General features: G+C 45.6%; 23 protein-coding genes. 18 read left to right on the top strand and 5 right to left on the bottom strand.

Annotation, left to right across the window (positions count from 1 at the left end):
* Nucleotides 1-215 precede the first annotated feature (215 nt).
* A complete protein-coding gene (locus G519_RS0103835) occupies nt 216-2,774 on the top strand; it encodes a DNA internalization-related competence protein ComEC/Rec2 (protein WP_051253042.1) in 2,559 nt (852 codons plus the stop codon).
* Nucleotides 2,775-2,986: 212 nt separating this feature from the next.
* Here the strand turns inward: G519_RS0103835 and G519_RS0103825 are convergent, their stop codons facing one another.
* Genes G519_RS0103825 through G519_RS0103815 form a run of 3 tightly spaced genes read right to left on the bottom strand, consistent with a single transcriptional unit; the run spans nt 2,987 to nt 6,829 of the window.
* Complete coding sequence (locus G519_RS0103825) at nt 2,987-4,165, bottom strand: Ger(x)C family spore germination protein (protein ID WP_036631994.1); 1,179 nt, start codon at nt 4,163-4,165, stop codon at nt 2,987-2,989.
* Nucleotides 4,155-5,264: a GerAB/ArcD/ProY family transporter gene (locus tag G519_RS0103820; RefSeq protein WP_029193555.1), complete on the bottom strand. Its 1,110-nt coding sequence runs from the start codon at nt 5,262-5,264 to the stop codon at nt 4,155-4,157. Before G519_RS0103820 ends, G519_RS0103825 begins: the two co-directional genes overlap by 11 nt.
* The gene (locus tag G519_RS0103815; RefSeq protein WP_029193554.1) at nt 5,261-6,829 is read right to left on the bottom strand and encodes a spore germination protein; all 1,569 of its coding nucleotides are present in this window, start codon (nt 6,827-6,829) and stop codon (nt 5,261-5,263) included. Before G519_RS0103815 ends, G519_RS0103820 begins: the two co-directional genes overlap by 4 nt.
* Nucleotides 6,830-7,177: 348 nt before the next feature.
* On the opposite strand from G519_RS0103815, the gene G519_RS0103810 reads away from it, so the two are divergent.
* The 3 genes from G519_RS0103810 to holA all read left to right on the top strand — a co-directional run bounded on the left by G519_RS0103810 (nt 7,178) and on the right by holA (nt 10,159).
* Nucleotides 7,178-7,726 (top strand): RNA polymerase sigma factor, encoded by a 549-nt coding sequence (locus tag G519_RS0103810; RefSeq protein ID WP_029193553.1) that lies wholly within the window; start codon nt 7,178-7,180, stop codon nt 7,724-7,726.
* The gene (locus G519_RS0103805; RefSeq protein ID WP_029193552.1) at nt 7,723-8,925 is read left to right on the top strand and encodes a zf-HC2 domain-containing protein; all 1,203 of its coding nucleotides are present in this window, start codon (nt 7,723-7,725) and stop codon (nt 8,923-8,925) included. The genes G519_RS0103810 and G519_RS0103805 overlap by 4 nt, the downstream gene beginning before the upstream one ends.
* A 214-nt stretch (nt 8,926-9,139) precedes the next feature.
* On the top strand, nt 9,140-10,159 hold the full coding sequence (gene holA, locus G519_RS0103800) for a DNA polymerase III subunit delta (RefSeq protein WP_029193551.1): 1,020 nt from the start codon (nt 9,140-9,142) through the stop codon (nt 10,157-10,159).
* A 76-nt stretch (nt 10,160-10,235) separates the two neighbouring features.
* On the opposite strand, the gene rpsT is transcribed toward holA, so the two are convergent.
* A complete protein-coding gene (rpsT, locus tag G519_RS0103795; RefSeq protein WP_029193550.1) occupies nt 10,236-10,487 on the bottom strand; it encodes a 30S ribosomal protein S20 in 252 nt (83 codons plus the stop codon).
* Nucleotides 10,488-10,775: 288 nt separating this feature from the next.
* Here rpsT and gpr point away from each other — a divergent pair, with 288 nt between their 5' ends.
* The 14 genes from gpr (at nt 10,776) to dnaJ (ending at nt 26,439) form a co-directional block, all read left to right on the top strand.
* Nucleotides 10,776-11,774, top strand: coding sequence for a GPR endopeptidase (gpr, locus tag G519_RS0103790; RefSeq protein WP_029193549.1), 999 nt, complete (start codon nt 10,776-10,778; stop codon nt 11,772-11,774).
* Nucleotides 11,775-11,910: 136 nt separating this feature from the next.
* Nucleotides 11,911-12,384, top strand: coding sequence for a TIR domain-containing protein (locus G519_RS41605; RefSeq protein WP_051253041.1), 474 nt, complete (start codon nt 11,911-11,913; stop codon nt 12,382-12,384).
* Nucleotides 12,381-12,980, top strand: coding sequence for a TIR domain-containing protein (locus G519_RS0103780; protein WP_029193548.1), 600 nt, complete (start codon nt 12,381-12,383; stop codon nt 12,978-12,980). Before G519_RS41605 ends, G519_RS0103780 begins: the two co-directional genes overlap by 4 nt.
* A gap of 69 nt (nt 12,981-13,049) precedes the next feature.
* Nucleotides 13,050-13,217, top strand: coding sequence for a hypothetical protein (locus G519_RS49885; protein ID WP_154669530.1), 168 nt, complete (start codon nt 13,050-13,052; stop codon nt 13,215-13,217).
* Between the two features lie 999 nt (nt 13,218-14,216).
* Nucleotides 14,217-15,443 carry a stage II sporulation protein P gene (spoIIP, locus tag G519_RS0103765; RefSeq protein ID WP_029193547.1) on the top strand — a complete coding sequence of 409 codons (1,227 nt, stop codon included), beginning with the start codon at nt 14,217-14,219 and terminating at the stop codon, nt 15,441-15,443.
* Nucleotides 15,444-15,564: 121 nt separating this feature from the next.
* Entirely contained in the window at nt 15,565-15,960 is a 396-nt protein-coding gene (locus tag G519_RS0103760; protein ID WP_029193546.1) for a hypothetical protein, read from the top strand.
* Between the two features lie 74 nt (nt 15,961-16,034).
* The gene (gene lepA, locus G519_RS0103755) at nt 16,035-17,849 is read left to right on the top strand and encodes a translation elongation factor 4 (RefSeq protein ID WP_029193545.1); all 1,815 of its coding nucleotides are present in this window, start codon (nt 16,035-16,037) and stop codon (nt 17,847-17,849) included.
* Nucleotides 17,850-18,015: 166 nt separating this feature from the next.
* Nucleotides 18,016-19,167, top strand: a complete 1,152-nt coding sequence (hemW, locus tag G519_RS0103750; RefSeq protein ID WP_029193544.1) for a radical SAM family heme chaperone HemW — start codon at nt 18,016-18,018, stop codon at nt 19,165-19,167.
* A 164-nt stretch (nt 19,168-19,331) separates the two neighbouring features.
* A complete protein-coding gene (locus tag G519_RS0103745; protein WP_029193543.1) occupies nt 19,332-19,811 on the top strand; it encodes an N-acetyltransferase in 480 nt (159 codons plus the stop codon).
* Between the two features lie 111 nt (nt 19,812-19,922).
* Nucleotides 19,923-20,951: a heat-inducible transcriptional repressor HrcA gene (hrcA, locus tag G519_RS0103740; protein WP_029193542.1), complete on the top strand. Its 1,029-nt coding sequence runs from the start codon at nt 19,923-19,925 to the stop codon at nt 20,949-20,951.
* Complete coding sequence (locus G519_RS0103735; RefSeq protein ID WP_029193541.1) at nt 20,948-22,489, top strand: TCP-1/cpn60 chaperonin family protein; 1,542 nt, start codon at nt 20,948-20,950, stop codon at nt 22,487-22,489. Before hrcA ends, G519_RS0103735 begins: the two co-directional genes overlap by 4 nt.
* Nucleotides 22,490-22,549: 60 nt before the next feature.
* Nucleotides 22,550-23,134 (top strand): nucleotide exchange factor GrpE, encoded by a 585-nt coding sequence (grpE, locus tag G519_RS0103730; RefSeq protein ID WP_029193540.1) that lies wholly within the window; start codon nt 22,550-22,552, stop codon nt 23,132-23,134.
* 68 nt (nt 23,135-23,202) lie between these two features.
* Nucleotides 23,203-25,041 (top strand): molecular chaperone DnaK, encoded by a 1,839-nt coding sequence (gene dnaK / locus G519_RS0103725; RefSeq protein ID WP_029193539.1) that lies wholly within the window; start codon nt 23,203-23,205, stop codon nt 25,039-25,041.
* A 282-nt stretch (nt 25,042-25,323) separates the two neighbouring features.
* A complete protein-coding gene (dnaJ, locus tag G519_RS0103720) occupies nt 25,324-26,439 on the top strand; it encodes a molecular chaperone DnaJ (RefSeq protein ID WP_029193538.1) in 1,116 nt (371 codons plus the stop codon).
* 210 nt (nt 26,440-26,649) lie between these two features.
* Here the strand turns inward: dnaJ and G519_RS41600 are convergent.
* Nucleotides 26,650-26,976 (bottom strand): IS1595 family transposase (locus G519_RS41600; RefSeq protein ID WP_036631992.1); only part of this gene is annotated, 327 nt, incomplete at its 5' end.

The raw sequence follows: 26,976 nt of genomic DNA, 5'->3' as shown, positions 1-26,976 counted from the left end.
GGGAAATATTGGAGGAAGTCTAACGACGAAGATGAAGATGAAAGATGAAGATAAACGATGAAAGAAGAAAGAAGAAAGAAGAAAGAAGAAAGAAGAAAGATGAATGATGAATGATGAATGATGAATGTTGACAGGTTGTTCTTCAATTTAATAGGTCGTGTAAATGACTACTATTTGGTTTTACAACATTCAAGAGGAGAGGAGCAGTTATACCTATGCAAATGCTAATGAAACGACCAGTTGTTATAGGGTGTTGTCTGTGGATAACTGGCTATACGCTGGCGCTCTATACCGAGCTGCGGTGGTTATCTCTGATGACGAGCGCGCTGCTGTTAGCCGCGCTTATCGTCATTTATGCGCTGCGGCTGCCTGGCAGACAGCCGCTGTGCGCCTTGCTGCTGGTCGGAGTAGCCTATGGCTACTTCCAGTGGACCGACCAGCGCAACGTTTCTGCGCTGCTGCCACTGGCGCAGCAGCAAACCCTGGACGGCAGCAAGGTCACGCTGCTCGGCCGGTTCTCCAGCCCTGTCACCGTAGACGGCGACAGGGCCAGCTTCACGATGGAAGCGGAATCCATCCGCTTCCCAGGCACGGAAGCTTTCCCGCTCGGCGGGGAAAGCGTGCAGGTCTCGCTGCGCCTGCTCCAGCAGGCGCAGCAGGCGGTAGCGTCGGGCTGGCGTCGAGGCGACGCCCTGACGCTGCACGGGACGCTGCGCAGCCCGTCCCCGGCCCGCAACTTCGGCGGCTTCGATTACCGCCGATACCTGCGCCTTCACCACACCCATTGGCTGCTTTCAGCCAAAGGGGTGGATCAGGCGCAGGTCGAGCCTGCGGCTGCGCGCGTAAGCGTCGTCCAGCTGCTGCGCTGGAACGACGAGCTGCGCGGTGCCCTCAGCAGGCGCATGGACCTTATCTTCCCCGCGCAGCAGGCGGGGTTCATGAAGAGCATGCTGATCGGTCAGACGGACGATCTTGATCCTGAGCGCTTCCAGCAGTTTTCGGAGCTGGGATTGACTCATATTTTAGCTATATCCGGCTTGAATATTGCCGTATTTCTTGGCGTTTGCATTTGGATCATGCGCAGATTAAAGCTGGCAAAGGAGACCTATTTACTAATTTGTATATGGTTATTGCCGTTCTATATCCTACTGACAGGTGCTTCGCCCTCCATTGTTCGGGCCGGACTCATGTCGATCATTGCCCTCTATGCAGCCCGGCGAGGGCATTTTAAGGATGTATTGCATATTATGGCGATTGTGGCATGGAGCATGCTTTTGTGGAATCCTTACTTTCTGCTGGATGTTAGCTTTCAGCTTTCTTTTCTGGTTACACTTGGTCTCATTGTAGGGGTACAAAGAGTCAATGATTTATTCACTCGGTGGATTTCTTCCCCAATGATCAGGAGTTCGGCCTCCATTACGCTTGTTTCCCAAATGATATCCTTTCCTGTATCTATTTATTATTTTAATCAGTTTTCTTTATTATCTTGGCTAGCTAATGCCGTCTTGGTTCCTGTTATTAGTATGATTGTATTTCCAGCTGGCCTGCTTGCTTTAGTTCTGGGAATCGTCTACGTTCCTGCTGGAAAAAGCATCGGTTTGCTTATTTCTTGGTTAAACGAAGTGATTTTCTGGATGACAGACAAGCTGCAGCATTTAAACCAGTTTAAGATGCTGTGGCCGTCGCCGAGCTTACCCTGGATTGCTTTTTATTATGCTTTTCTCATTTTGATTTATGGGATATGTCAGCGCTTGTTGCAAGAAGCTGGAGGAGAGTCTCCGATTATTTTGGTAAGAGTCAAAGGGACAAAGAAAGTGAACTTATCGAAATGGCTAATCTGTGCGATAGGAGGCTTACTGCTATTGCTTTGGATGGGGTATTCGCCTGAGCGCTTCAACCGATCCGGTCTCGTTCAATTTATTGATGTTGGTCAAGGTGATGCGATTCTGATTCGGACGCCTTATGGACGACATATTCTTGTTGATGGTGGAGGGACTCTTACATTTAGGAAACCTGGTGAAGATTGGAAAATTCGCAAGGATCCTTATGAAGTTGGCAAAAAGATGCTCGTTCCGCTGCTCAAGAAACGCGGTGTTCATCAACTAGATCTCGTAGTTCTCACACATGAAGATACGGATCATAGCGGTGGTCTGCAGGCTGTTATTTCACAAATGCCCGTCAAGCAATTTCTCTTTAATGGGACGCTCAAGCCGGGGGCGAGCATAGCGAAATTATTTGATACCTTGCTAGCTCGCAGAGTGCCGCTTCTGCCTGCAAATGTAAGTGATTGGATCCAGATTGATCCGCTTACCAGATTGCAGGTCCTATATCCTTTGGAAAGTGATAATCGGCTCATCGAAATTGTCAAAGAACAGAATGCGCGGTCTGTTGTTTTTTTGCTCGAGATGCAGCGGACGCGTTGGTTATTTACAGGGGATATGGAGAAAGAATCTGAAACAGAGTTGGTCGATTATTTAAAAGATCACCCTTCTTTATTGGATCAAGAACTAAAAATTAATCACAAGATCGATGTACTGAAAGTTGCTCATCATGGGAGCAAAACGTCGACGACACCTGGATGGCTCGACTTTTGGAAACCTTCATGGGCCGTCATATCCGTTGGTGGTATGAATAGTTATGGTCACCCGGCACCTGATGTGTTAACGCGTTTGGAAGAGAATGAGATTCAGGTGTTACGAACAGATCAAATGGGTGAAGTGCAGCTTGAAGTTCGCAAAGAAGGTATTTACTCCCGTGTAAAAATAATGGATTAATTGACATCGTTAATAGTCTCTATCCAGAGTTGTTCGATTGTGGATCTTGGTGTTCTTCCGCCTTAGGATCCTGTTTCCATGGTGGATCACCATTGGCATGCAGCTCTTTGTAAATCCAATGAACACCGTAGGGAATGACGAATGAGAGGAGGGTACAGATCAATATCATGCCTGAAGGCATCCTTCCAATGAGAGAAAACCACATACTTGCCTTACTCCTTTGTCGTTTTGATGATGTTTCCGATACGTCTTATAATGACTTCTGCCTGCACGTTAATCTCTGATTGTGTGAAAATATTTAATCCCTGATCCCAATCATTTTCTATTGGTTTCCATAATTTATAATGATTTTCATATAAAAAAGCCCCCAGTCCCAATGCATCTTTTTTATAAGTTTGTTGGAGTTTTTTAATTACTTTAAGGGTATTGGCTTTAACTACATCTTCCAGACTTTTCTCTAAATCTTTAATTGCTTCTGAATTAGAGGGATCATATTCGGACATCGATTTATCAAGAACGCCTTCAGTTGCGAGTTTAATATTGAACTTAAACTTTGTTGGACTAAACTGCTGCATGGTAATTTTGCTTTTCGTTCTTTCCGCTCGGAAGGCGAAGGTGTGATCTTTAATCTTAGCTTCGATGATACCGCCTTTAACTCGCTCAGTGACGAAGTTCAACCCTTGCGTTTCCTCGCCTTGCAAGAATCCGACAAATTCCTTGGTTTTACCATCGAATATGGCGGATCCGGTCATCGAAACCCCTTTCTCTTCCAATCTAACGGTTTGAATGGCGAAGCTTTCATGTTTGACCAAAAATTCATGGACATCGCCAATACGTGATTCAGGTAACATGTAGTTAGTTTTTCGATCGTTTCTAGCAATAGATGTAATATAATCTATCGGTGTGGGTTCATTAAAAGTAGGAATATCTAGAATATCTGCAGCTTTACCATCGGCAATTAATATTTGAACGCTTCTTCGCATTTCATTATTTCGTAAGAAAAAGTCCAACAAGTCGGCGAAAATTTTATCGTCTTTGGCTACTTCGCTGGAAACGATAATGATTTTTAGATGTTCGAAATAAGGGGTACGACTTGTCCTGGCGGCCAATCTTGCACTAATTGCAGGCATGGAGTTTTCAGTTGTTGATAAATTAAAGTAGGCTTTACCGGAACTGTCAGATCCTCTTTGTCCTTGACTGCTTTGTTTCAACCCACTGGGTACGACAATTTGATAGGTTCCCTTGAATTTGTGTTTCGATATATGGCTGTAATCGATAGCAACGCCGATTACAAACCCGCGTTGGTCAATTTCTATACGATCCCAGCAGCCTGTTAGAAGGAAGAGGATGCAGATTAGACTGGACCAGCAGCTCCTTTTTTTAAGAAGCATCACTATTCACTCCTCGAAGTTTAGCAGCAACATGTATGAGAATTGGAAACAGAATGCCGACAACTAATCCGACATAACTAATATAACTGCTTAACTCATCGAAATCAGCTAAGTTTCGTGGGAACATGCAAAGTAAATAAATGACTGGGCTAAGTATGAATACCCATGTTTTTTTCTTCGTTTTAGTAAAAACGGACATAAGCAAATAGATGGAACAGTCAAAAGCCATCATGGTCGTGGTAAAGACAGTCATCGTCCAAATTGTAAAAAATATAGATTCAAACCGCTCAAAGAATGCGCCTGGAATTTGCATTTCCTTGGCAAGCTCAACGGCGGGATACGTAATTTGTTGCAGGGCGAAATTTGAAAATACACCAACGCAAGCTATGTAGATTGCCGTGTATAGCACAACAGGAATAGCTACGCCGAAGACAACTGCTTTGGGGGCATCTTTCGGTTGATTCATTAGGGTGATGTAAATTAAGATGACTTCGAAACCTAGGAGTGAGAATGCGCTGGATTTTATGCCCTTCGCCATACTTTTCCAATCCGAGCTCATAAACGGTTTTAAGTCATCCAGGTTAAATATGCTCATGCTAAAGGAGAGTACGATTAGTGAGATGGCGATAACAATGGGTAAGAATAAAATGTTAAGACGAATAATACCGACTCGACTGCCAGAAACGGCATATACGACGACAAGTAAGAAGGTTAAGGATATTGCTTCTACAGGTGTGCGCTCAAATAGATATTGTTTGGAAATATTAGCAATTGCCCTCACTTCATAACCGCTATATAGGATGAAGTATAGGGTAAGAGAAATGATAGCAATGAGGGCGATTGGCTTTGTGACGGCTGCTGAGGCATAAGCGAAATAGCCTTGTTTGCTAAAATGAATGGCAACTTTGGCTAGCATCCAGGCTGCGCCGATCGCAAGAAGACCTGCCAACAGGATGGATACCCACCCGTCAGAAGATTGAACCGTTTTTGCTAGTTCCCTCGGAAGAAAGAGTATACCTACGCCAATAATCATGGATGAAATCGTGATCACTATATCTACGTAACCGATCTCACTATCGCCATATTCAAAAGATTTCATCCCCGGTTTCTCCTTCCTTTCATTCTCTGTTCATTTTTTGTTTGCATCATTTTTGGCCGCTTTGTTACGAACAACAGGGGTGATCTTAAAATAAGATCTTTCCAGTCCCGTAATAAAATTGGCGCAAAAGGGGTGGAGTATGGAACGCCAAAACTCTTCAGATTTACCAGGTGGATATTGATCATGATGTAAGCTAGGATGATCCCATATAAGCCTAAAAAAGCAGCGGCCAACATAATGCTGAATCGCATGACGCGCAGTGAAATGGCAAAGGAATAAGAGGGCAGCGAGAAGGAAGAGATGGCTGTGACGGCTACAACAATAACCATAACGGGACTTACCATGCCCGCAGCCACAGCAGATTCGCCAATAACTAAACCGCCTACGATCCCGATGGTTTGGCCGATGGGTTTGGGCAGTCGTAGTCCTGCTTCCCTGAGAAGTTCGAGCGTGAATTCCATTGCGAAGGCTTCAACGACTGCCGGGAATGGCACCCCTTCCCGAGCTCCAGCGATAGAGAAAGCCAGCTTGGAAGGGATCATTCCATGATGGAATTCGAGCAAAGCAATATATAGAGCTGGCAGAAAGGTAGCAATGAAAGCTGAAATTAATCGAAGTACCCGCGTCAACGATGAGATGAGCCAGTTCTGATAATAATCCTCAGGTGATTGCAAACTTGAAGCGAAAGTAATCGGCAATATGAGGGCAAAGGGGTCTCCATCTACTAGAATGGCAACTCGCCCTTGGAGAAGTGCTCCAGATACGCGATCAGGCCGTTCTGTATTCATAATGAGAGGAAATGGACTAAGGAAGCTATCTGCTATCCATTGCTCCAAGTAACCTGAACCTTCGATATCATCTATGTCTATAGTCTTTATTCTGCGAGTAACTTCTTTCACAAGGTCGGGATGCACAATGTCAGCGATATAAGTGACGATCACTTCGCGTCTACTTCTTTGCCCGATTTGATAGGTGTCAAAAACAAGGTTGGTTTCTTTAATTCTTCTTCTAAGTAAAGCGGTGTTGGTTCGAATATCTTCTGTAAACCCTGCTCTTGGTCCCCGAATGATTGATTCAGTTTGCGGTTCTTCAATTGAACGTGTTTTCCAACCGCAGCTAGAAATGATGATGCATTGTGAGAGATTGTTTAATAGAAGAATCGTATCGCCAGATAGAATGGCCATTAAAGCGTCGTCCAGAAGTTCAACCGTCTCCAACTCATAAGCCGTTAGAATTTGCTGCTTCAATACGTTTATTAAGTCCGAAGTTGAAGAAACAGGGTGATCAAAGGAATGGAGCATTGGGCTTAGTAATTGCTCATTAATCATAGCAATGTCAACCAGACCATCAATGCTGACTAATGCACACGGATATTGGTTTGTACCGATTGTAAAATGTCTAATGAGTAGATCGCTTGGATGGTGCAGGATCGTCTGAATGGTAGTCAAATTTTCTTGCAATGACGATGATAATGGTTTACTGGAATCTGAATTTGAAGTGTTTGGCTGGTTGTGAACCTGAGGGGTTCGAAGCAGACGCTTTCTGCCAAATAATTGTTTGAACATGATGCAGCCCTCCACTTTCGAATAGCTCATCTGTAATATTTACCACATCGGGTAGAATTAAACGGTTATGACAATATCTTAGGCGGTACTATCCAAACATAGTACTTTTCCAACTTTTAAAAAAGTTTACAATGGAGAGTAATTTGATGGATAAGAGAGAGGGGAGAGCGGTTTGTGAGGCGAAGATGAAACTAATCGGTCTGGTATACGTCTAATAACAAGTGTATTTATTTCTGGAAGTTTGTTATTCTGGTAGTTGCAAGACTGCCATCGTTTTTTTATTCTAAAAGAGTTGCAACCTTATGAGGCGCTGCTGCGTCTGTAAGATTGCAAGAGGGAGGGATCCCAGTGGTAGCACCCGAACTGGTAAGATCTGCACAAGCCGGTGATCGTGATGCTCTCATTACCCTATTGCGAGAAATTGAGTCTCACGTTTATCGAACCGCTTATTATATTTTGAATAATGAACAGGATGCCCTCGATGCTTCACAGGAGGCACTCCTTCGGATTTATACAAAAATTAATTCCTATGAAGAAAAAGCGCTCTTCAAGACGTGGGTACAGCGGATTGTAACGAACATCTGCATCGATAAATTTCGCAAGGCGAAACCAACGGTTTCGATTGATGAGCATGATATGACCTTTACAGCAGAGCATAATGTTGAACAGGAAATGTTAGTTGGCTATTTAGCCAAAGATATTAGAGAAGCAATCGAAAAGCTTCCCGAACACCATCGATCTGTTGTTGTTCTCCGTTATTTGCAGGACTTTTCGTATCATGAAATTGCAGAATCTCTAAACCTACCGTTAAACACGGTGAAGTCTTACTTATTTCGAGCTAGACAGCAATTACAGTCGCTGCTCCAAGAATATCAGAAAGGAGGTGTTCGGGGATGAATTGTCAAGAGGTGATGGAATTTATGCAAAGACAGCTGGATGGAGATTTAAATGCGAAAGAGGAAATTGAGCTTCATGCTCACCTGATGCATTGCTTGGACTGTGCACAGATGTTTGAACGTTTACAAAGATTGTCCGATGAACTGACCCAGTTACCTAAGGTCATTCCTCCATACAGTTTGGTCGATGCTATCATGCCGCAGCTGGCTGATATAGATAGACATGCCGCGGCGTCCATTACCGACAAGGTGGCTGCTTTCGGCACCAGTGCTAACCAGTCAGCTTCTATGCAGCCTCCCAAACTCCCTTGGACACGCCGTTTAGGATTACAGTTCTCCTGGAAATTCGCAGGCGGTGTCGTTGCCGCAGGTCTTATCCTTGGTTTCTTCGCATTCAATCTGAAGCATCCTGTGCTGGATCAAGCAGATGGTTTGCTGCAGCCAAGGTCTAACAAGCAAAGTGCCGGGCAGATGCAAAGCACGGCAGCATCCGATTCGAACGCCGCACAAGATGCTGCTAAGAAGAACGCGGCAAATAGTGCAGACGCGAAGCAGGCGGCCCCTAATACCCCAGCCGCTGCTGGGTCAGTAGGGCAAGGGAAAGCGCCGCAGCCGGAAGCAACAGCGGGCAATGGGCTAGTGGGACCGCAGGCTACTACAGATGCGAACCTGGAAGAGCCCAAAACGCTGAGTTCATCTGGGACCACAAAAGGTACGGATGGTTTGCGCCAAGCACCTTCTACCTCAGAGCCTGAACGGTTGAAAGACCCTGCTTCCGCTGGGTCTAATGTGAAGAAGGAAACGGACCCTGCATCAACGAATCCGCCAACCGATAGTAAGGTGCCGGAAGAGCAGAAGGTATTGAAAACGACCGATTCAACACCTACACCAGCTGCTAAGAAGGGTGGAACTACGAGTGATGTCGGAGGCATCTATTCTTTGACAGCACCAGTCAGTGCTAATCCGTTGAAGTCAGCAACGGGCGTTCTCGAGGCTGTTGTTGAAGAGCAGCATGTCGTGATCCGAAACAGCTCTACCAAAGAAGTCGTTTTTGCGTCCAAGCAAGTTTGGAAGTCTGGTGATCTTATCACGCTAGTGGAATGGTCTAAGGACGACAAATTATTTTATCAAGTTCAAAGTGAAGGCTCGCTTCAAACTTTTCTCATTGATTTAAATGCGAAAGAGGAAGCAGCTAAGTAAATTTGTGATGCGAATGCACCAATGTGACGGTTCTAGCGTATGTTGTAAGATAAGGAAACGGCAATGGTTTGGTGGTTTGTCCACACGGTATAAGGTTTCTAGAGCCTTTAGCCGGTGTTTAAATAGACAAACAAAGGGATTACCTCAAGGTCTTCGGGCTTTGACGTAATCCCTTTGTTGTTGGTAAAATGGTTGCAAGGAGTGAACGCTAGCTATGGACGCAAAGAGAGCATTGAAAGATATACAAGCAGGGCGCCCTGCACCGGTTTATTTGTGCTATGGTCCTGAGAAATATAAGATGAGGGAATTTATTCAGGTATTAACAGATTTGCTCATTGAGCCTGAGCACAAAGAGTTTGCAGTGAGTAAATTTGATTTAAGTGAGATAAGTCTCTCTGCGGTGCTGGAGGATGCGGAGACCCTTCCCTTTATGGTTCCGAAGAAGCTGGTCATCGCGAAGAATGCGCTGTTTTTCACAGGGGCGAAGGAAAGTTCGAAGATTGAACATCACTTGGATCGTTTGACGGATTATTTGAAATCTCCAGCCGATCATACCGTTGTGGTATTTACGGTAGATGCAGATAAATTGGACGAGCGTAAGAAGATTGTGAAAGCGCTCAAGGACCTTGAAGCTGCGGTTCCCTTCTTATCACTTAGCCCAGAAGAATTGCAGCAATGGGTAGCTAAACAAGCCCAGCAGCTGGGTTTTACGTTCACGGGGGAGGCAGCCGACCAGCTGATCCTATACACCGGAGGAAATTTGCAGTCCTTATCTGCAGAAATTGAGAAGATTTCATTATATGTTGGAGTCGGTTCGGAAGCATCGGTTGATGTAATCGATCAATTGGTGGCGCGCAGTACAGAACAGAACGTCTTCATACTAATAGAGGATATTGTAAATGTAAGACTGGAACGTGCCTTCGTTATTCTCGAGGAACTGCTGAAGCAGCGTGAGGAGCCGATCAAGATCGCGGCGCTCATTGCAAGACAGTTCCGTATCATGCTGCAGGTGAAAGAGCTAAGTAAACAGGGCTATTCCCAGCAGCAAATGGCTTCACAGATCGGTTTGCATCCCTTTGCCGTGAAGGTGGCTGAAGGGCAAGCGCGCAAATATGATATTGAGAAGCTGAGCCGGATCATGTCGCAGCTTGCGGATCTCGATTTTCAAATGAAAACAGGGAAAATCGATAAAGTGTTAGGCTTAGAGTTGTTCCTTCTTAGGCTTGCTGCCTAGGAGGACGGCCTTTCGAATAGTAAAAAGTCCAGCTCTCTGTGATAGAGAACTGGACTTTTGCTTTATGTCCGTTTTATTACGCTTGAGCCGTAAGAGCGTTCAGCTTTTTAGCCAGACGGGACTTCTTGCGGTTAGCGGCATTTTTATGGATTAAACCTTTAGAAGCTGCTTTGTCTAATTTCTTAGAAGCGATAACTAGAGCTTCAGGGGTTACAGCTGTTTCGAAAGCTTTCACAGCAGTACGCAGAGCGGACTTTTGGGAAGCGTTACGAAGACGGCGCTTTTCGCTAACTTTTACTCGTTTAATAGCGGATTTAATGTTTGGCATGAAATTCACCTCCTACTTACAAAACACGTTCAACGTTACATTTGTATGTTTGCTGACAACTTTAAGTATTCTACCATGCAATAATTGAAAATGCAAGACCTGTCAATAGGTTTTCAGTGGTCTCTGTTTTTGTATAAGTGGTTGTAAATCGTAGCACAATAAGGGATGCAATGCACCCAAGGGTAACGGCTAAGCTGTCCGCCAAGGACAGGCGCGTTTACCCAGAAATATGCAAAGCTTATAATGTTAAACATATAAATTCTTATATTTTGAGAAAGGGGAACTTCAATGGACTTAAGCTCTTTTACAACACATACGGATCTTGCGTTAGATGCAAGGGATATGGCTCATGCAGCCAATCAGGGGCAGCCGATACCTGGCATTGAACAGGAGTCGACGCGTGAAAACGGGATACGAGTTACCAAGATCAACGTTCTGAACGAAGAGGGCTCCAAAGCGCTTGGTAAGCTTCTCGGACATTATATAACGATAGAAGTTCCAGCTCTGCGGGAGAAAGACAGCCAACTACAGGACCGCGTCGCTACGAAATTAGCGCAAGAGTTTGAACAGTTTCTGCGTGATATCGGCATCCCCAAGAATGCCAAAGCGCTTATTATCGGTCTAGGCAACTCAAATGTGACACCCGATGCGCTCGGCCCTCTGGTTGTGGATAATGTGATGGTCACACGTCATTACTTTGAACTAGTTCCCGATGACGTTAGTCCAGGGTATCGGGCGGTTAGCGCGGTAGCGCCAGGGGTGCTCGGAACAACGGGGATTGAGAGCAGTGACATCGTTCAGGGGATAGTCGATATGTCCAAACCTGATTTCATAATCGCCATTGATGCGCTGGCTTCCAGATCCTTAGATCGGGTCAATACGACTATTCAAATCGCAGATACAGGCATTCATCCCGGTTCAGGCATCGGAAATAAACGCAAAGGGCTGACCAAAGAAAATCTTGGCATTCCCGTGGTAGCTATTGGGGTTCCGACTGTTGTGTATGCATCGACCATCGTGAATAATGCTTTTGACTTAATGCACAAGCATTTTAGCCAGCAAACGAGCAACACAGGGCAGATTCTAGGGCTTCTTGACAATATCCACGAAGATGAGCGGCTGCTGCTGGTTAAAGAGGTGCTGAACCCCGTAGGACACGATCTGCTTGTCACGCCGAAGGAGATCGACCAGTTTATTGAAGACATCGCCAATATTATTGCTAGCGGCTTAAACGCAGCCTTACACGATGCCGTAAGTATTGATAATGTAGCAGCCTACACGCACTAAATGATTATAAGAACTGAGTCCGCTAGTTTGGTGGATGCAGTTCTTTCTTTTTTATCCATTTTTACGTAATTTGGAAGGAATAAGGAGGGGGGCGTCGAAATAAGGGACGATCAACTTAAATGAGGACGTGGTTCTGTTGAGCAGCGCACAGAAAGCGAAGCTATTCATAGGGTCATCTGCTGAAAGTGTTGAAGTTGCAGAGGCTTTTCAGTCTAATCTCCATTTTTCATTTGATGTAACCGTTTGGAGTCAATTGTTGTTTCCTCCTTCACATACCACCTTAGCTCCACTCATTAAGCAGGCGAAGTCTAGTGATTTTGCTATCTTTGTCTTTCAACCGAATGATTTGACACTTTTGAGAGATTCATTGGTCAGCACAGTACGTGATAATGTTATTTTGGAACTGGGTCTATTTATTGGTCAAATAGGTTTGGAACGAACTTATTTTCTTATTCCCGAAAAAGAAACCTTACATATAGCCTCTGATTTAATCGGCCTAACCCCACTAACCTATGATGCGAATCATTCCTCTGGGCTAATGGCTGGCCTAGGACCGGCAACTTTCGTCGTCAAGCAAATGCTCAAAGAGTTAGGGCTGAGAGAGAAATGAAACCAAAGATATTTATTGGCTGCTCCCCGGCAAGTTCGCTATGGGCTGAATTCTATCAAGCACAGTTGTCTTCATTATCTGAGGTTACGGTTATTAATCAGGGTGTGCTTACGGCGTCCAATCATAAATTGAAAATGCTAAAAAAGCACATCGAAGAGACGGACTTTGCCCTTCTTATTATCACGCATGCGGATTGTCATGATCCCTTGGTTTACGGAAATATACTTGTATTGATAGGGCTTTGTATTGGAGAATTGGGCCACAGTCGCACGTTCATTGTGATGTCAAAGAATTGTGAATTGCCTGAGTACCTGGAGGGTTACAACCCACTGCGAATTGATGCGCAGCAGGCTGTCTCTGGAATCGCGGAGTTAGGAGGTCCTCACCTCTATCCGATAAAGCATAGTATTGGTGTTCATAAAAATCGTTACAAGTTATCCGATATGAAAAAAAACGATGCTATACGCAAGCCAAGGATAAAGAAGATGGCGAATTTGAATACATTTACTGCATTAAGCTGCATCCGACCATTGTTTCATCCATACATTTCAAAACAAGGACGGATATTCCCGCGCGTAATCATCATCAAGTCATGATGGAGTTATCGGAAAGAAATGCGAAGCTCGTGTCTTCACTCAAATCCATTGTGAAAGGAAGGATTATTTATGCTGAAGCACATGAAGAAAGTTCGTAACCGACCAACCACCGACAATAAACATAAACAGAGTGACAAGACGCTGCTCAAATTATATAACGGACCCACTGTTTTGAATAAAACAAGCGGGGTAACGATTGTAGCCAAAGGGTCATTTGATTTCGAATCCCTTGCATAGCAAGATAAACATAAGAACCCCGTGAGGGGTTCTTTTTTGACATAATAGAAAGTATAAGTTTCGAGGTAGAGCTTAAGGGTATCCCCTTTCTAAGGTGGCATTCAAAAACTTCTGCAATTGTGCAAAGTCGGCTGTCGATTCATTGTGGACAAACGCTAACGAACTCAGAAAACGTTATGAAGCCCAAAAGCGGGCTTTTGATAGTCTAACGAATCGAGAAAACGCTATTGCAGGAAAGACAGCCCCAAATCACGCTTTTTCGCTAATGTAACGAGGCTGCGATTCGTTAGCCATTCGAGTATGCGCATGATGAGGACAATTACGTGTGCACGGTTCGTTAGCTCTGCGACAGCTTCCAAAATCGGTCTGCAGAGAAAAGAAGATGATCATGGAGAAAGCGGACATGGGCGGTTGGGGCCCTATATCCAATTCCCTGCCCAAGCTCAAACATATGGATTAGCACACAAAGGACCTGAGGCAAAGCCTCAGGTCTTTCTTTACGTTTAAGCATTTATTTGTTGTAGCGAAGCTTACCCATGATTTATAGGGCCGCCGCGGAAACGGATCTATTCATCGCTAAAGTGTGGGAATGGTGCTAAAGCGAAGTGAGTGGTTGAAAATGCACTTTTCGGATGCTGAAAAAAAGAGAGTTAACGGGTTTGCAGCCTGAGAAGGCAGAAAAGGGAGTCTCGGAGGCTCGAATGCAGCTAATGTGGCGCGAGACGTCTGAAAAGGACCTCTCAGCTGCTGAAAGAAGGCAAGTTAGCGGGTTTTGCGTCCTGAGAAGGCATAAAGGGGCGTCTCGGAGGCTCGAATGCAGCTAATGTGCCGCGAGACGTCTGAAAAGGACCTCTCAACTGCTGAGAGAAGGCAAGTTAGCAAGTTTGGTACCCGAGAAGGCATAAGTATTTCCCTCTATCAGAAAAATTCTAGTGTTTGGTTCTATCGACGGAGCTCGTTTCATAGATTGAAGTAAGATAGATTAGGAGGAATCAAACTATGAAATGGACATCAGCTACTTTGAATCTCAGCCATGTTCGGAAAACGTTTCAGAGCGCAAGTTCCGTCGGAAAAACATTTTTTATACTCAGTTTCGGCACCTTAGCTCTTTTTGTACTTATTGGCGTAGGCGGCTTCTTGCAAAATAGAGTCATGACGACTTCGCCAGTTTCATCAATGAAGAGCTTAGCTGCATCCGTAACGAATCAGTTTTTTATCGATATGCTGGGCATGGAAGTGCCTCATCTACATAATGATCAGAAGAAATTTACATTTTCTCAGCATAATGTGTTTCATTTCGCTTTTCAGTTCATGACGGACATTAATCCAAGCGATCCCAAAAGTCTCGTGGCTAGTGAAGTTCCGGGGATGGATGCGAATAGAACGACAGTATTGGTTAAAGGGAGTGAAACGAATCCCAGTGACCCTATTGACTATCCTCCAAACTCTCAGGATCTGGAGGCAGAGGCGAAGAATCCTGGGCTGTCTCCATCGCCAGAACCCTCACCTGTGGGTGGTGCGGCACTGATCACTAATCCAACAGGACAACCGCCAAGAACCGCGGGGGAAAATATCGCTTTCATTTATCAAACACATAGCAATGAGTCTTTTTTGCCAGAGCTAAAAGGTGTTACCAATCCTGATAATGCTTATAGCGATAAGGTGAATATCATTTCCGTAGGTCAACGATTAGCACAAAATTTGGAGAAGGACGGCATCGGTGCCGTACATTCCAAGACGGTCTATCCAAGTACAGTCAAAAATTTTGAATATCCGTACTCTTACAAATATTCCTTGAAAACGTTGCAGGAAGCTGCAGTTGCACATCCGGATTTGCAATATTATTTCGATATTCATCGGGATTCAGCTGCACGCAATAAAACGACCGCAACCTTCGACGGCAAAGATTATGCCCAGGTATACTTCATCATCGGCGGTAAAAATCCGAATTGGAAAAAGAATGAGGAATTCGCGAGCAAGATTCATCAGGCGTTAGAAGCCAAGCATCCCGGCATATCCAAAGGCATTCATGCAAAAGAAGCCAGCGAAGGCAACGGATTATATAATCAGAACTTTTCGCCAAATAATATATTGATTGAGGTCGGCGGTCCATATAATTCACTGGAAGAGTGCTATCGAACAACAGATTGGTTGGCAGATGCCATTTCAGAGGTAATTTTGAACGCGAAGAAAGTGGATGCACCTGTTACCCCTAAGCAGTCATAGAAGCTAGTTTTGCTAAGGCAAAACTTAGTTAATGCTTACGATGCCAGTTTTCTTACGAAAACTTAAGCATATGCTTTCGAAGCTAGTTTTGCTAAAGCAAAACTCTAAGGAGGATCTCAAAATGAGGCTGAGGCATTTTTATATGAAAGTAGGCTTGTTTGGACTCTTGCTGTTGTTCTGTATTTTATTCGGAGTCAGCTTGGCATCGAGCGGTATGGACCGTATACAAGGGCCTCAGCCATCCTCTAAAGCTGCACAGGAGCCGGCTGTCAAAACGCCACCAGGGAATGTAACCACAGTTAAGACGTCACCAACGCCCTCTCTGAAAGGTGACACAGCAGCGAAAGCTAACACTGCTGCGAAACCAGAAGCTGAAAAGAAGGCGGAACCGGTTGCTGATCACGATAACTCATTGAATCATGTCGGGAATAAATTAGGGGACTTACTGCAGATTGCATCGCATCACGGAATTAAGTTATTCGTGTCCTTGTTTGATGCCATCTTAGGGAAAGGTTAAGGGGTACATTGCTGCAACTTCCCACAACTGCTATAATGAAAATTATTTGCATGTAGTGGGGGTTAGTCTTTAGCATGACGGACATTCGAGAAAGACAACAAAGAATTCGCAACTTTTCAATTATCGCTCATATCGATCATGGCAAGTCAACACTTGCCGACCGCATACTTGAATATACGGGCGCATTATCATCGCGTGAGATGCAGGAGCAAGTGCTGGACCAGATGGATTTGGAGCGGGAACGCGGAATTACGATTAAACTTCAGGCAGTTAGATTAGCTTATCGTGCTGACAATGGCATCGATTATATTCTTAATTTAATTGATACACCGGGACATGTAGACTTTACATACGAGGTATCCCGAAGCCTTGCCGCTTGTGAAGGCGCTCTGCTGGTTGTAGACGCTGCACAAGGTATCGAAGCGCAAACGCTTGCCAACGTGTACCTGGCACTGGAAAATAATTTAGAAATTTTACCTGTTATCAATAAAATCGATCTACCTAGTGCTGATCCTGACAAAGTGAAGCAGGAAATCGAGGACGTTATCGGACTTGATGCCAGTGAGGCTGTCCATGCTTCTGCGAAAGCCGGTATTGGGATTAAAGAGATCATCGAGCAAATTTGTGAAAAAGTACCGGCTCCTCAAGGAAATCCGGATAATCCGTTGAAAGCATTGATCTTCGATTCCCATTACGACAGCTACAAAGGTGTAATCGTTTATGTGCGTGTCGTTGATGGTTCGATCAAAGCAGGCTCCAAAATCAAGATGATGGCGACGAATAAGGTATTTGAAGTTATCGAGGTAGGAGCATTCAAACCTAGAATGTCTTCTGTACCTTCCCTCGAAGTTGGAGATGTAGGTTTCATCGTAGCGGGTATCAAGAATGTTGGCGATACACGTGTTGGGGATACCGTAACTGAAGCAGATCGTCCATCACCTGAAGCGCTGCCTGGCTACCGACGGATTAACCCGATGGTATTCTGTGGGCTGTATCCGATCGAAACAACGGATTACAACGATCTGCGCGAAGCTTTGCAGAAGCTAGAGCTGAATGATGCTTCGCTGCGATTTGAACCGGAAACATCGACAGCTTTAGGTTTTGGCTTCCGCTGCGGTTTCTTGGGTCTGCTGCACATGGAAATTATTCAGGAGCGGATTGAGCGTGAGTTCAATATTCCGTTAATTACGACGGCGCCAAGCGTTATTTACCGCATCACATTAACGAATGGCGATGTGATGGAAATCGATAATCCATCGAACTATCCAGATCCACAGCGAATTGACTTCGTCGAAGAGCCTTATGTCAAGGCATCGGTTATTGTTCCGAATGATTATGTAGGAACGATTATGGAGCTCTGCCAAGGCAAACGCGGTGAATATTTGAACATGGAATATCTGGATACCAATCGCGTAACATTAACCTACGAAATTCCGTTATCCGAGATCGTTTATGATTTCTTCGATATGTTGAAGTCAAGAACAAAGGGCTATGCTTCATTTGACTATGAAGTATCTGGCTACAAGAAATCGAATCTCGTGAAAATGGACATACTTTTGAATTCCGAGCAGGTAGATGCGCTCTCCTTCATCGTTCACCGTGACACCGCGTATCATCGTGGCAAAATCATTTGTGATAAGCTGAAGGAACTGATCCCGCGGCAAATGTTCGAAGTGCCGATTCAAGCGGCGATTGGACAAAAGATTGTAGCGCGTGAGACGGTTAAAGCGATGCGTAAAAACGTACTCGCCAAATGTTACGGCGGTGACATTTCAAGGAAACGTAAACTCCTTGATAAGCAAAAAGAAGGTAAGAAACGCATGAAGCAAGTCGGCAGTGTAGAAGTGCCGCAAGAAGCGTTCATGGCGGTTCTCAAAATCGACGAATAGATGGAAATGAATGAGAAGCTGGGGTGGCAGAGTAACTCTGTCCCTTGGCTTTTTCTTAATTGATGCTAAGTATAAGTTCAATACTTTGCTTTGCATCAACCTTGACAAATCGCCCGTCCCTGTGGCCGGTGAAGTAGTCTATCCTAGATAGAAAGGAAATACCCCTATGTTAGTAACCTATGCGGCTCCAACCGCTGTGTATATTCATATCCCTTTTTGCACGAACAAATGCCATTATTGCGATTTCAATTCTTATGTACTCAAAGGCCAGCCCGTTATGGAGTATCTGGATGCGCTTGAGCGCGAGATGGAGCTTACAGTTAGAAATAATCCACCGATCAAGGTGGAAACGATTTTCGTTGGCGGGGGAACACCGACGGTGCTGCTTCCTGATCAAATGGAGCGGTTTCTGCGCATGGTTCGTACGTATTTTCCGGCAGATAGCACAGAAGTTGAGTTTTCCATGGAAGCAAACCCAGGAACGACGGATGAAGATAAGCTGGCCGTTATGAAAGAAGGCGGTGTCAATCGGATTAGTTTCGGTGTGCAATCTTTCAATAATGATTTGCTGGCCGCAATTGGACGAATCCATAATACAGATGACGTACATCGAAGCATCGCGAATGCCAAAAAGCTAGGTTTTGATAACCTCTCCATTGACTTGATGTTCGGGCTTCCGAAACAAACCGTAGATATCATGCAGGCTACTTTAGATGAGGCTTTATCTCTGGATCTCCAGCATTACTCCATCTATAGCCTAAAAGTAGAAGAGAATACGTTGTTTCACACATTATTCAATAAGAATCAACTGCCTCTTCCAAGTGAAGATGAGGAAGTAGATATGTACGAACTCATCATGAAGAGGCTAGAAGCAGCTGGTTATAAGCAATATGAAATCAGCAACTTTGCTAAACCGGGTCGAGAGAGCAGGCACAACTCAATGTACTGGCGCAATCGTTCCTACTATGGACTCGGTGCAGGGGCTCATGGGTACATGAATGGCCAGCGTCATGTGAACATGAAGGGAATTCAACCTTATATCGATGCTTCAAAGGTAGGCATGCCGATCATGGAACAATTTGAGGTAACGCGGCAGGAAGCTATGGAAGATTTCATGATGGTTGGCTTGCGATTGCTGGAAGGTGTACGGAACGTGGATTTTATCGATCAATTCGGAACTACCATCGAATCGCAATTCGGGGAAACCTTGAATGGCTGGCTGCGAAAACAGCTGCTTGAACAAACGCCGGATGGGTATCGATTGTCCAAACATGGCATCCTGCTTGGCAACGAGGTCTTTGCATCATTCCTTGCCTAGACGAGTAATATAGGGAGACCTGTTTGGATCCAAATTTGATGCAAAAAACTCTTGTGCAAATATACGCTTTATTGTATATTTATACATGAATCCACAAGCGAATCAGCGGCAAAGCCGTAGTGGCGCTAGCGTGGGTTTTATGCATTTTTGTTGCGATTGGTGGGATGACAGTGAATCTATCAACTACAGTGTCCGTTAGGAAAGCTTCGATAAGTGATATTGAGAAGCTGCATGATATTATACAAGGGTATGCCAAGCAGGGAATTATGCTGCCGCGGAGCAAAGAGATGCTGGAGGAGCAGATTGACACTTTCGTTGTCGCTGAATCGGATGGCTTGCTGATTGGCTGCGGCTCCCTTACACGGCTTGGGCCTGATCTTGTTGAGATTCGCTCACTTGGGATGACCCCAGGCTACAAGGGGCAAGGAATTGGCGGAAAACTTGTGAACTTCTTAGTTGAAGAGGCAAGGAGCCAAGGAATTATTAAAGTGATGGCGCTCACGTATGAAGTCGCTTTTTTTCAAAAAAACGGCTTTACCCTCGTGCCGAAAGATATTTTCCCGGAGAAGGTTTGGAAAGATTGTATGCATTGCAAAAAACAGTATTGCTGCGATGAAATCGCCGTACTTAAACGATTGGATTGACTTGACAACAGACCTTAGGGTCTGTTATTTTTGTATTAGGATTTAGCACTCACTAAATACGAGTGCTAACGAAAGTGGCAAATAGTGATTTGTGAAGAGGAGGGGTACCTTATGTTGACGGAGCGTCAGCGCATGATTTTAAGTGCTATCATTGATGATTATGTTCGTTCAGCAGAGCCAATTGGTTCGCGAAGTATTTCGAAGCGGGGCAATGTCGGATTCAGTCCGGCGACGATCCGTAACGAGATGTCTGATCTCGAAGAAATGGGTTACTTGGAGCAGCCCCATACGTCCGCAGGCCGTATACCCTCACACAAAGGTTATCGCTATTATGTCGATCATTTGCTTCAACACGGTACCTTGCATAATAACGATTTGGACTCCATGAAGGGTGCTTTTGCCGAACGCATTCAAGAGATGGAAGGTGTGATCCAGCATGTTGCGGGAATGCTCTCCAGTCTTACGAATTATACATCGATCGTGCTTGGCCCTGAGGTATTCAGTACAACGCTGAAACACCTGCAGATTATCCCGCTTACAGAGACGACAGCCGTAGCCATTATTGTTATGAATACGGGTCATGTGGAGAATAAAACAGTTTCCATTCCTGAAGGTATACGGATGTCTGAGATCGAGAAGGTCGTTAATATTCTGAATGCTAAGCTTAAAAATGTACCGTTGATTGAGTTTAAATCTAGGCTTTATAATGAAATTTCGAGCGAGTTAAGCAAATATGTGAATGGGTATCAAGAGCTTCTTGCGGTTGTGGAAAGTGTGCTTCAAAGCAATGAGAAGGATCGCGTCTTCCTAAGCGGTATGACGAATATGTTGACCCAACCCGAGTTCAAGGATGTTGACAAGGTCAAGAGCATCTTTGATCTATTGGAAGAAGCACCAACCCTTATCAAATTGTTTACATCGGCAAATGAAGGCATTGAGATTAAAATTGGTGCTGAAAATAGTATTGAAGCTATCAATAATTGCAGCTTAATAACAGCCTCCTATTCGATCGGTGATAAGCCGCTTGGAACGATAGGGATTTTGGGTCCAACTCGAATGGAATACGGCAGGGTCATTAGTTTAATGGAGCATTTGTCGAAGCATCTTGAAGTCGTTCTTGGACGTTGGTATGGCAAATGAGCGGAATGAAAACAGTTCATAGCGAGGGTGAGGAACGTTACTCTACGCTGGTCAACAATGCTGCTGCTGTAAGAGCGATTTGTTCGGCAGTCGAGGGGACGCTTGGTCCCAAAGGTCTCGATACCATGTTGGTTGGCGGGCAGGGTGAAGTCATCATTACTAATGATGGTGTGACTATTTTGGAAAAGATGGACGTTACCCACCCCGCTGCCAGGTTGATGATTCAGGTCGCACGCAGCCAGCAGCGCCAAATCGGCGACGGGACAACGACGGCAACGGTTCTTGCCGGAGCATTGGTGCAAGAAGGCGTCGCTCAGGTGACGCGCGGCGTACCGGTTGCGAAGGTCGTCAGCGGCATGCTGCAAGGCATCGAGATGGCAGTCAAAAGCTTACAGAGCCGAAGCCGCGCGATCGTCGGCTTAAATGATAGCGCGCTGAAGCGCATTGCTATCACGGCCGGTAGGGAGCAAGCGGATATCGCAAAGCTCATCGTTCAGGCAGCCGAAGCGGTCGGCGAGGCGAAGCTTCGCGAAGACGGCTACCGCTTCGCAGACAGCGTGCTCGCTCACGAAGAGGCGAGCAGCGAGGTATGGACCGGCATTCTGCTGAACCAGAAGCCTATGAACTTGCATCTCGAGCACGAGCAGCGAGATGCTCGAATCCTCGTGTTGCATGATGCCTTGGAGCCTGAGGCGGTCAGCGAAGAAGCGCTGGTCACCGAGGCAGGCTTCCAGCGCTACATGCTGCTGCGGGAGCAGTTCCGCAGCAGCTTAGGCTTGCTGCTGGAGCTTGGCGTCGGTCTGATCGCATCCGACCGCGGGGTTGATCCCGAGGCGGAGCAGTTCTGCTCCGACCATGGCATTCTCGTGCTGCAGCGGCTGTCCCGCAGGGACATGCAGTTGCTGAGCGAGCACACCGGCGCTAGGCCGGTGCGGCGCACAGCGCTGCGTAAGAGCGCGCCGGAGCTCGGCGCCGCCCTAGGGCACGCGGGCTATGCCGCGTACGACGAGCGGCTGGAGCGCGTGCGCGTAGCGCGCGGTCACGGGGAGCAGCACGTGACCGTGATCGTTGGCGCCGCGACACGCGAAGCGGCGCATGAGCGCTCGCGCATTGCGAAGGACGCTGCGTCAGCCGTTCAAGCCGCCGTGCGCGGCGGGTACTTGCCCGGAGGCGGCGCCGCGGAGATGGCGGTCGCCCATGATCTCGAGCGCGTCCGCGAGACGATGAAGGGCATGGAAGGCTTCGGGGTTGCCGCTGTCGCAGGGGCACTTCGCAAGCCGGTGGCTCAGATCGTCGTCAATGCGGGATATAATCCGCTTGAGAAGGTTGAAGAGCTGAAAGCCGCGCAGATTGCGCTGGAAACCGATAGCCTTGGTATCGATTGCGATACCGGACAAGTGACTGACTTCTTGGAAGCAGGCATTGTGGATCCAGCTGATGTGAAAATTCACGCTCTGCAAGCGGCTGGAGAAGTCGCTGCCGCTGTGCTGCGTATTCATACGGTCATTAAAATGAAACAGCCTTTTGAAGAGGCCTAAAGATGGGCAAACTGACGTCAGAGAGATTATGATGTATTAAGTCTAGGAGGTGAAGGACAATTGAGTACTGGAGATAACAAAACAGCCGAGCAAGACGTAAACACTACATACGCAGCCGAAGGTGAGCAAGCCGCTGAACAGCAAGAAGCGGTGAGCCAAGATTCGCAAGCGGAGGTTTCTGAAGAAACCAAAGAAGTTAGCGAATTGGAGACGGCGCGTATGCAAGCAGAAGAAAACTATCAGCGTTTATTACGCGTTCAAGCGGACTTCGACAACTTCCGCCGCCGCGCTAGAGCGGAGAAGGAAGATTTCGCGAAATACGCTTCGCTTAAATTGATTGAACAGCTTTTACCGATTGTAGATAACTTCGATCGCGCGCTGTCTTCAAGCAAAGAGACGAAGGATTTCGACGCATTGGTGAAAGGCTTGGATATGACGTACCGCGGCATCGATCAACTGCTAACAGCAGAAGGGCTTAAACCGATCGATTCCGTAGGTCAACCGTTCAATCCGGAATTCCACCAAGCGGTTATGCAGGTTGAATCCGAAGAGCACGAAGAAGGTATCGTGGTAGAAGAACTGCAAAAAGGCTATATTCTCAAGGATAAAGTCATTCGACCTGCCATGGTCAAAGTTAGCGTGTAAGAGATCTTATTTTTCTCAACATTCAAATAAACGAATTGTTCCATAGGAGCAAAAGGAGGCAGCTTTACATGAGTAAAGTAATTGGTATTGACTTAGGTACAACAAATTCTTGCGTTGCCGTAATGGAAGGCGGCGAAGCCGTCGTAATTCCTAACCCGGAGGGTAACCGTACAACCCCTTCCGTTGTTGGTTTCAAGAAAGATGGCGAGCGTGTTGTTGGTGAAACAGCAAAGCGTCAAGCCATCACAAACCCAGATAAAACAATTAGTTCCATCAAGCGTCACATTGGTACTAACCACAAAGAACACATCGATGGCAAAGATTACACGCCACAAGAAATCTCAGCCATTATCCTGCAAAAGCTGAAAGCTGATGCTGAAGCTTACCTTGGTCAAACGGTAACGCAAGCCGTTATTACGGTTCCTGCTTATTTCAATGACAGCCAACGTCAAGCTACGAAAGATGCGGGTAAAATTGCCGGTCTTGAAGTTCTTCGTATCGTCAATGAACCAACTGCAGCAGCACTAGCTTACGGTTTGGAAAAAACAGAAGATCAAACGATTCTCGTTTATGACCTTGGTGGCGGTACATTTGACGTATCCATCCTTGAATTAGGCGATGGTTTCTTTGAAGTTAAAGCAACAAGTGGAGACAACAAGCTTGGCGGCGACGACTTCGACCAAGTCATCATCGATTACCTCGTAGCTGAATTCAAAAAAGAGCAAGGCATCGACCTTTCCAAAGATAAAGCAGCAGTACAACGTTTGAAAGATGCAGCTGAAAAAGCGAAAAAAGAGCTTTCCGGCGTTTTGACAACAACCGTTTCCCTACCGTTCATCACAGTAGCTGACGGCGTTCCTCAGCATTTGGAGTTGAACCTAACTCGTGCGAAGTTCGAAGAGCTTTCCGCTCACCTTGTTGAAAGAACACTTGGACCAACTCGTCAAGCACTGCAGGATTCCGGTTTGTCCACTAGCCAAATCGACAAAGTTGTTCTTGTCGGTGGATCCACGCGTATTCCAGCAGTTGTAGATGCGATCAAAAAATTGACGGGTAAAGAGCCTCATAAAGGCGTTAACCCAGATGAAGTTGTTGCTCTTGGCGCAGCTGTTCAAGCGGGCGTATTGACGGGTGAAGTGAAAGACGTCGTTCTTCTTGACGTAACTCCACTTTCCTTGGGTATCGAAACAGCGGGTGGCGTGTTCACGAAAATGATCGACCGCAATACAACGATTCCTACAACCAAATCACAAGTGTACTCCACTTATGCTGATAACCAAACTAGCGTTGAGATTCACGTTCTTCAAGGTGAGCGTTCAATGGCTAGCGGGAACAAAACACTTGGCCGCTTCATGCTTGGAGATATTCCTCCAGCTCCACGCGGTGTACCGCAAATCGAAGTTAGCTTCGATATCGATGCGAACGGTATCGTTAACGTGTCTGCACTTGACAAAGGTACTGGCAAAAGCCAAAAAATTACGATCACTTCTTCCAGCGGCTTAAGCGATGCAGAAGTTGAACAAATGGTCAAAGATGCGGAAGCTCATGCTGAGGAAGACCGTAACCGTAAAGAGCTTGTTGAAGCTCGCAACGAAGCGGATCAACTCGTCTATTCCGTTGACAAAACGATCAAAGATCTTGGCGATAAAGTAGACCAAGTCGAGATAGACAAAGCGAACGCTGCAAAAGAGAAAGTAACAGCTGCTCTAGCTGGTAACGAACTCGAAGCGATCAAAAAAGCAACTGAAGAGTTGACAGAAGTTATTCAACAGCTTTCCGTGAAGCTGTATGAGCAAGCTGCTCAAGCTCAAGGAGCTGAAGGTGCAGCCGGCGCAGGCGAAGCACCTAAAGGAAGAGAAAATGTTGTCGACGCGGATTACGAAGTAGTTGACGAACAAAAAAAATAAACATATCCTAATTAAATATGAAGTTTAAAAAGTTGACTTTGTCCACATCAGAATCCAACCTTTGCGTCATCGTGTAGAGGATGGATTCTGATTGGCGAATAAACCTACATCTAGACGCGGTCGCTCATCTTCGAATGACCTCGATATAGGTTTATCTCATAACGATGTTATTCAGCCAATTTTTAAACCTGTATTTTATTAATCAACGAATAGTCAAAGCCATCTGGAGATTCTCCGTGGCTTTGACTTTCCGTTTGTAGTCTTGAACATGGGAGTGGAACAATGAGTAAACGTGATTATTATGAGGTGCTTGGGCTAGGCAAAGATGCATCGCAAGATGATATCAAGAAGGCTTACCGTAAAATGGCTCGTCAGTATCACCCTGACGTGAACAAAGCCGCAGATGCGGAAGATAAATTCAAAGAAGCGAAAGACGCTTATGATGTTTTGAGCGATGATCAGAAAAAAGCCCAATATGATCGCTTTGGTCATGTAGATCCTAACCAAGGTATGGGCGGCCAAGACTTCAGCGGCGGCTTTGGGGATATTTTTGATATGTTCTTCGGCGGTGGCGGCGGTGGAAATCGTCGTAACCCGAATGCTCCGCAGCGCGGGAACGATTTGCAATACACAATGACGATTGAGTTCAAAGAAGCGATTTTCGGGAAAGAAACCGACATCCATATTCCAAGAACTGAAAACTGTGATACATGTAACGGATCCGGTGCTAAGCCAGGTACGAAGCCGGAAACTTGCGGCGGTTGTCATGGCAGCGGGCAGCAGGAAGTGGTTCAGAATACAGCGTTTGGCCGTATTGTTAACCGTCGTGTATGTACGGTTTGTAATGGCCAAGGGAAGATCATTAAAGAAAAATGCGGAACGTGTCATGGTGCTGGCAAGGTGAAAAAACAGCGTACCATCCACATCAAGATTCCTGCTGGTGTCGATGATGGAGCACAATTGCGTGTCTCCGGTGAAGGTGAAGGCGGAACTCGTGGAGGCCCTGCGGGCGACCTTTACGTCGTTATTCGCGTGAAAACACATGAATTCTTTGAGCGTGAAGGCAATGACGTCTATTGTGAAGTGCCATTAACCTTCATGCAGGCAGCGTTAGGTGATGAGATCGAGATTCCAACGCTTACTGAGAAGGTTAAGCTCAAAATTCCAGCCGGTACACAAACCGATACGTATTTCCGCTTAAAAGGCAAAGGGGTTCCTCACCTTCGCGGCTTCGGTCAAGGGGATCAGCACGTGAAAGTAATCGTGATGACGCCAACGAATTTGAGCGAAGAACAAAAGGATTTGCTCCGTCAATTCGGTAAGCAAAACGGCGAGAATACGCACGAGCAGAATCAGTCTATTTTCGAGCGTATGAAAAGAGCCTTCTTAGGCGACTGAATAGAGTTATAAATGGAATAGAAACACTCCGTTTTTAGATTTAGACTAAATTTGATTTTAGTCTAGCTCTATGAAACGGAGTGTTTTTTTGTTTGGCTAGATGGATCTTTACAAAAAATTCATGTCAATTTTACACAAAACGCCAATTAATCCTATAATCCCTTTACAAAAGTCTTGTAAACTTTTAATGAATAGAATTATTTTATTTGATTATCCAACTAGCTCAGGATAGGTAATCGTCGTAGACGATAGGCAACAATGAACTAACCTATTGAATAACTCGCTTTTGACCTCACGGCGGTTGAATCGATAGCAAAACTCATCGAGATATGCTTGTAGGTGCTTAGGATCTAAGCCGTGGTAGGTACCACCAATAAAAGCTTTCGCATTAGAGATGATCGTATGAAGCCACTTTAGATGATCTGGATTTTCTTTCAGGTCGTACTTTTTGGCTTCATGGTGGAAGCCATTTTTGGCCAAAGCTTGATAAGAACGATATCTATCGCTGGCAATCGTTGATCCAGCTTCAATGTAGGT

The sequence above is a fragment of the Paenibacillus alginolyticus DSM 5050 = NBRC 15375 genome (genome assembly GCF_000422905.1).
GTDB lineage: Bacteria > Bacillota > Bacilli > Paenibacillales > NBRC-103111 > Paenibacillus_E > Paenibacillus_E alginolyticus.
This window is presented reverse-complemented; position numbering and strand designations above follow the sequence as displayed.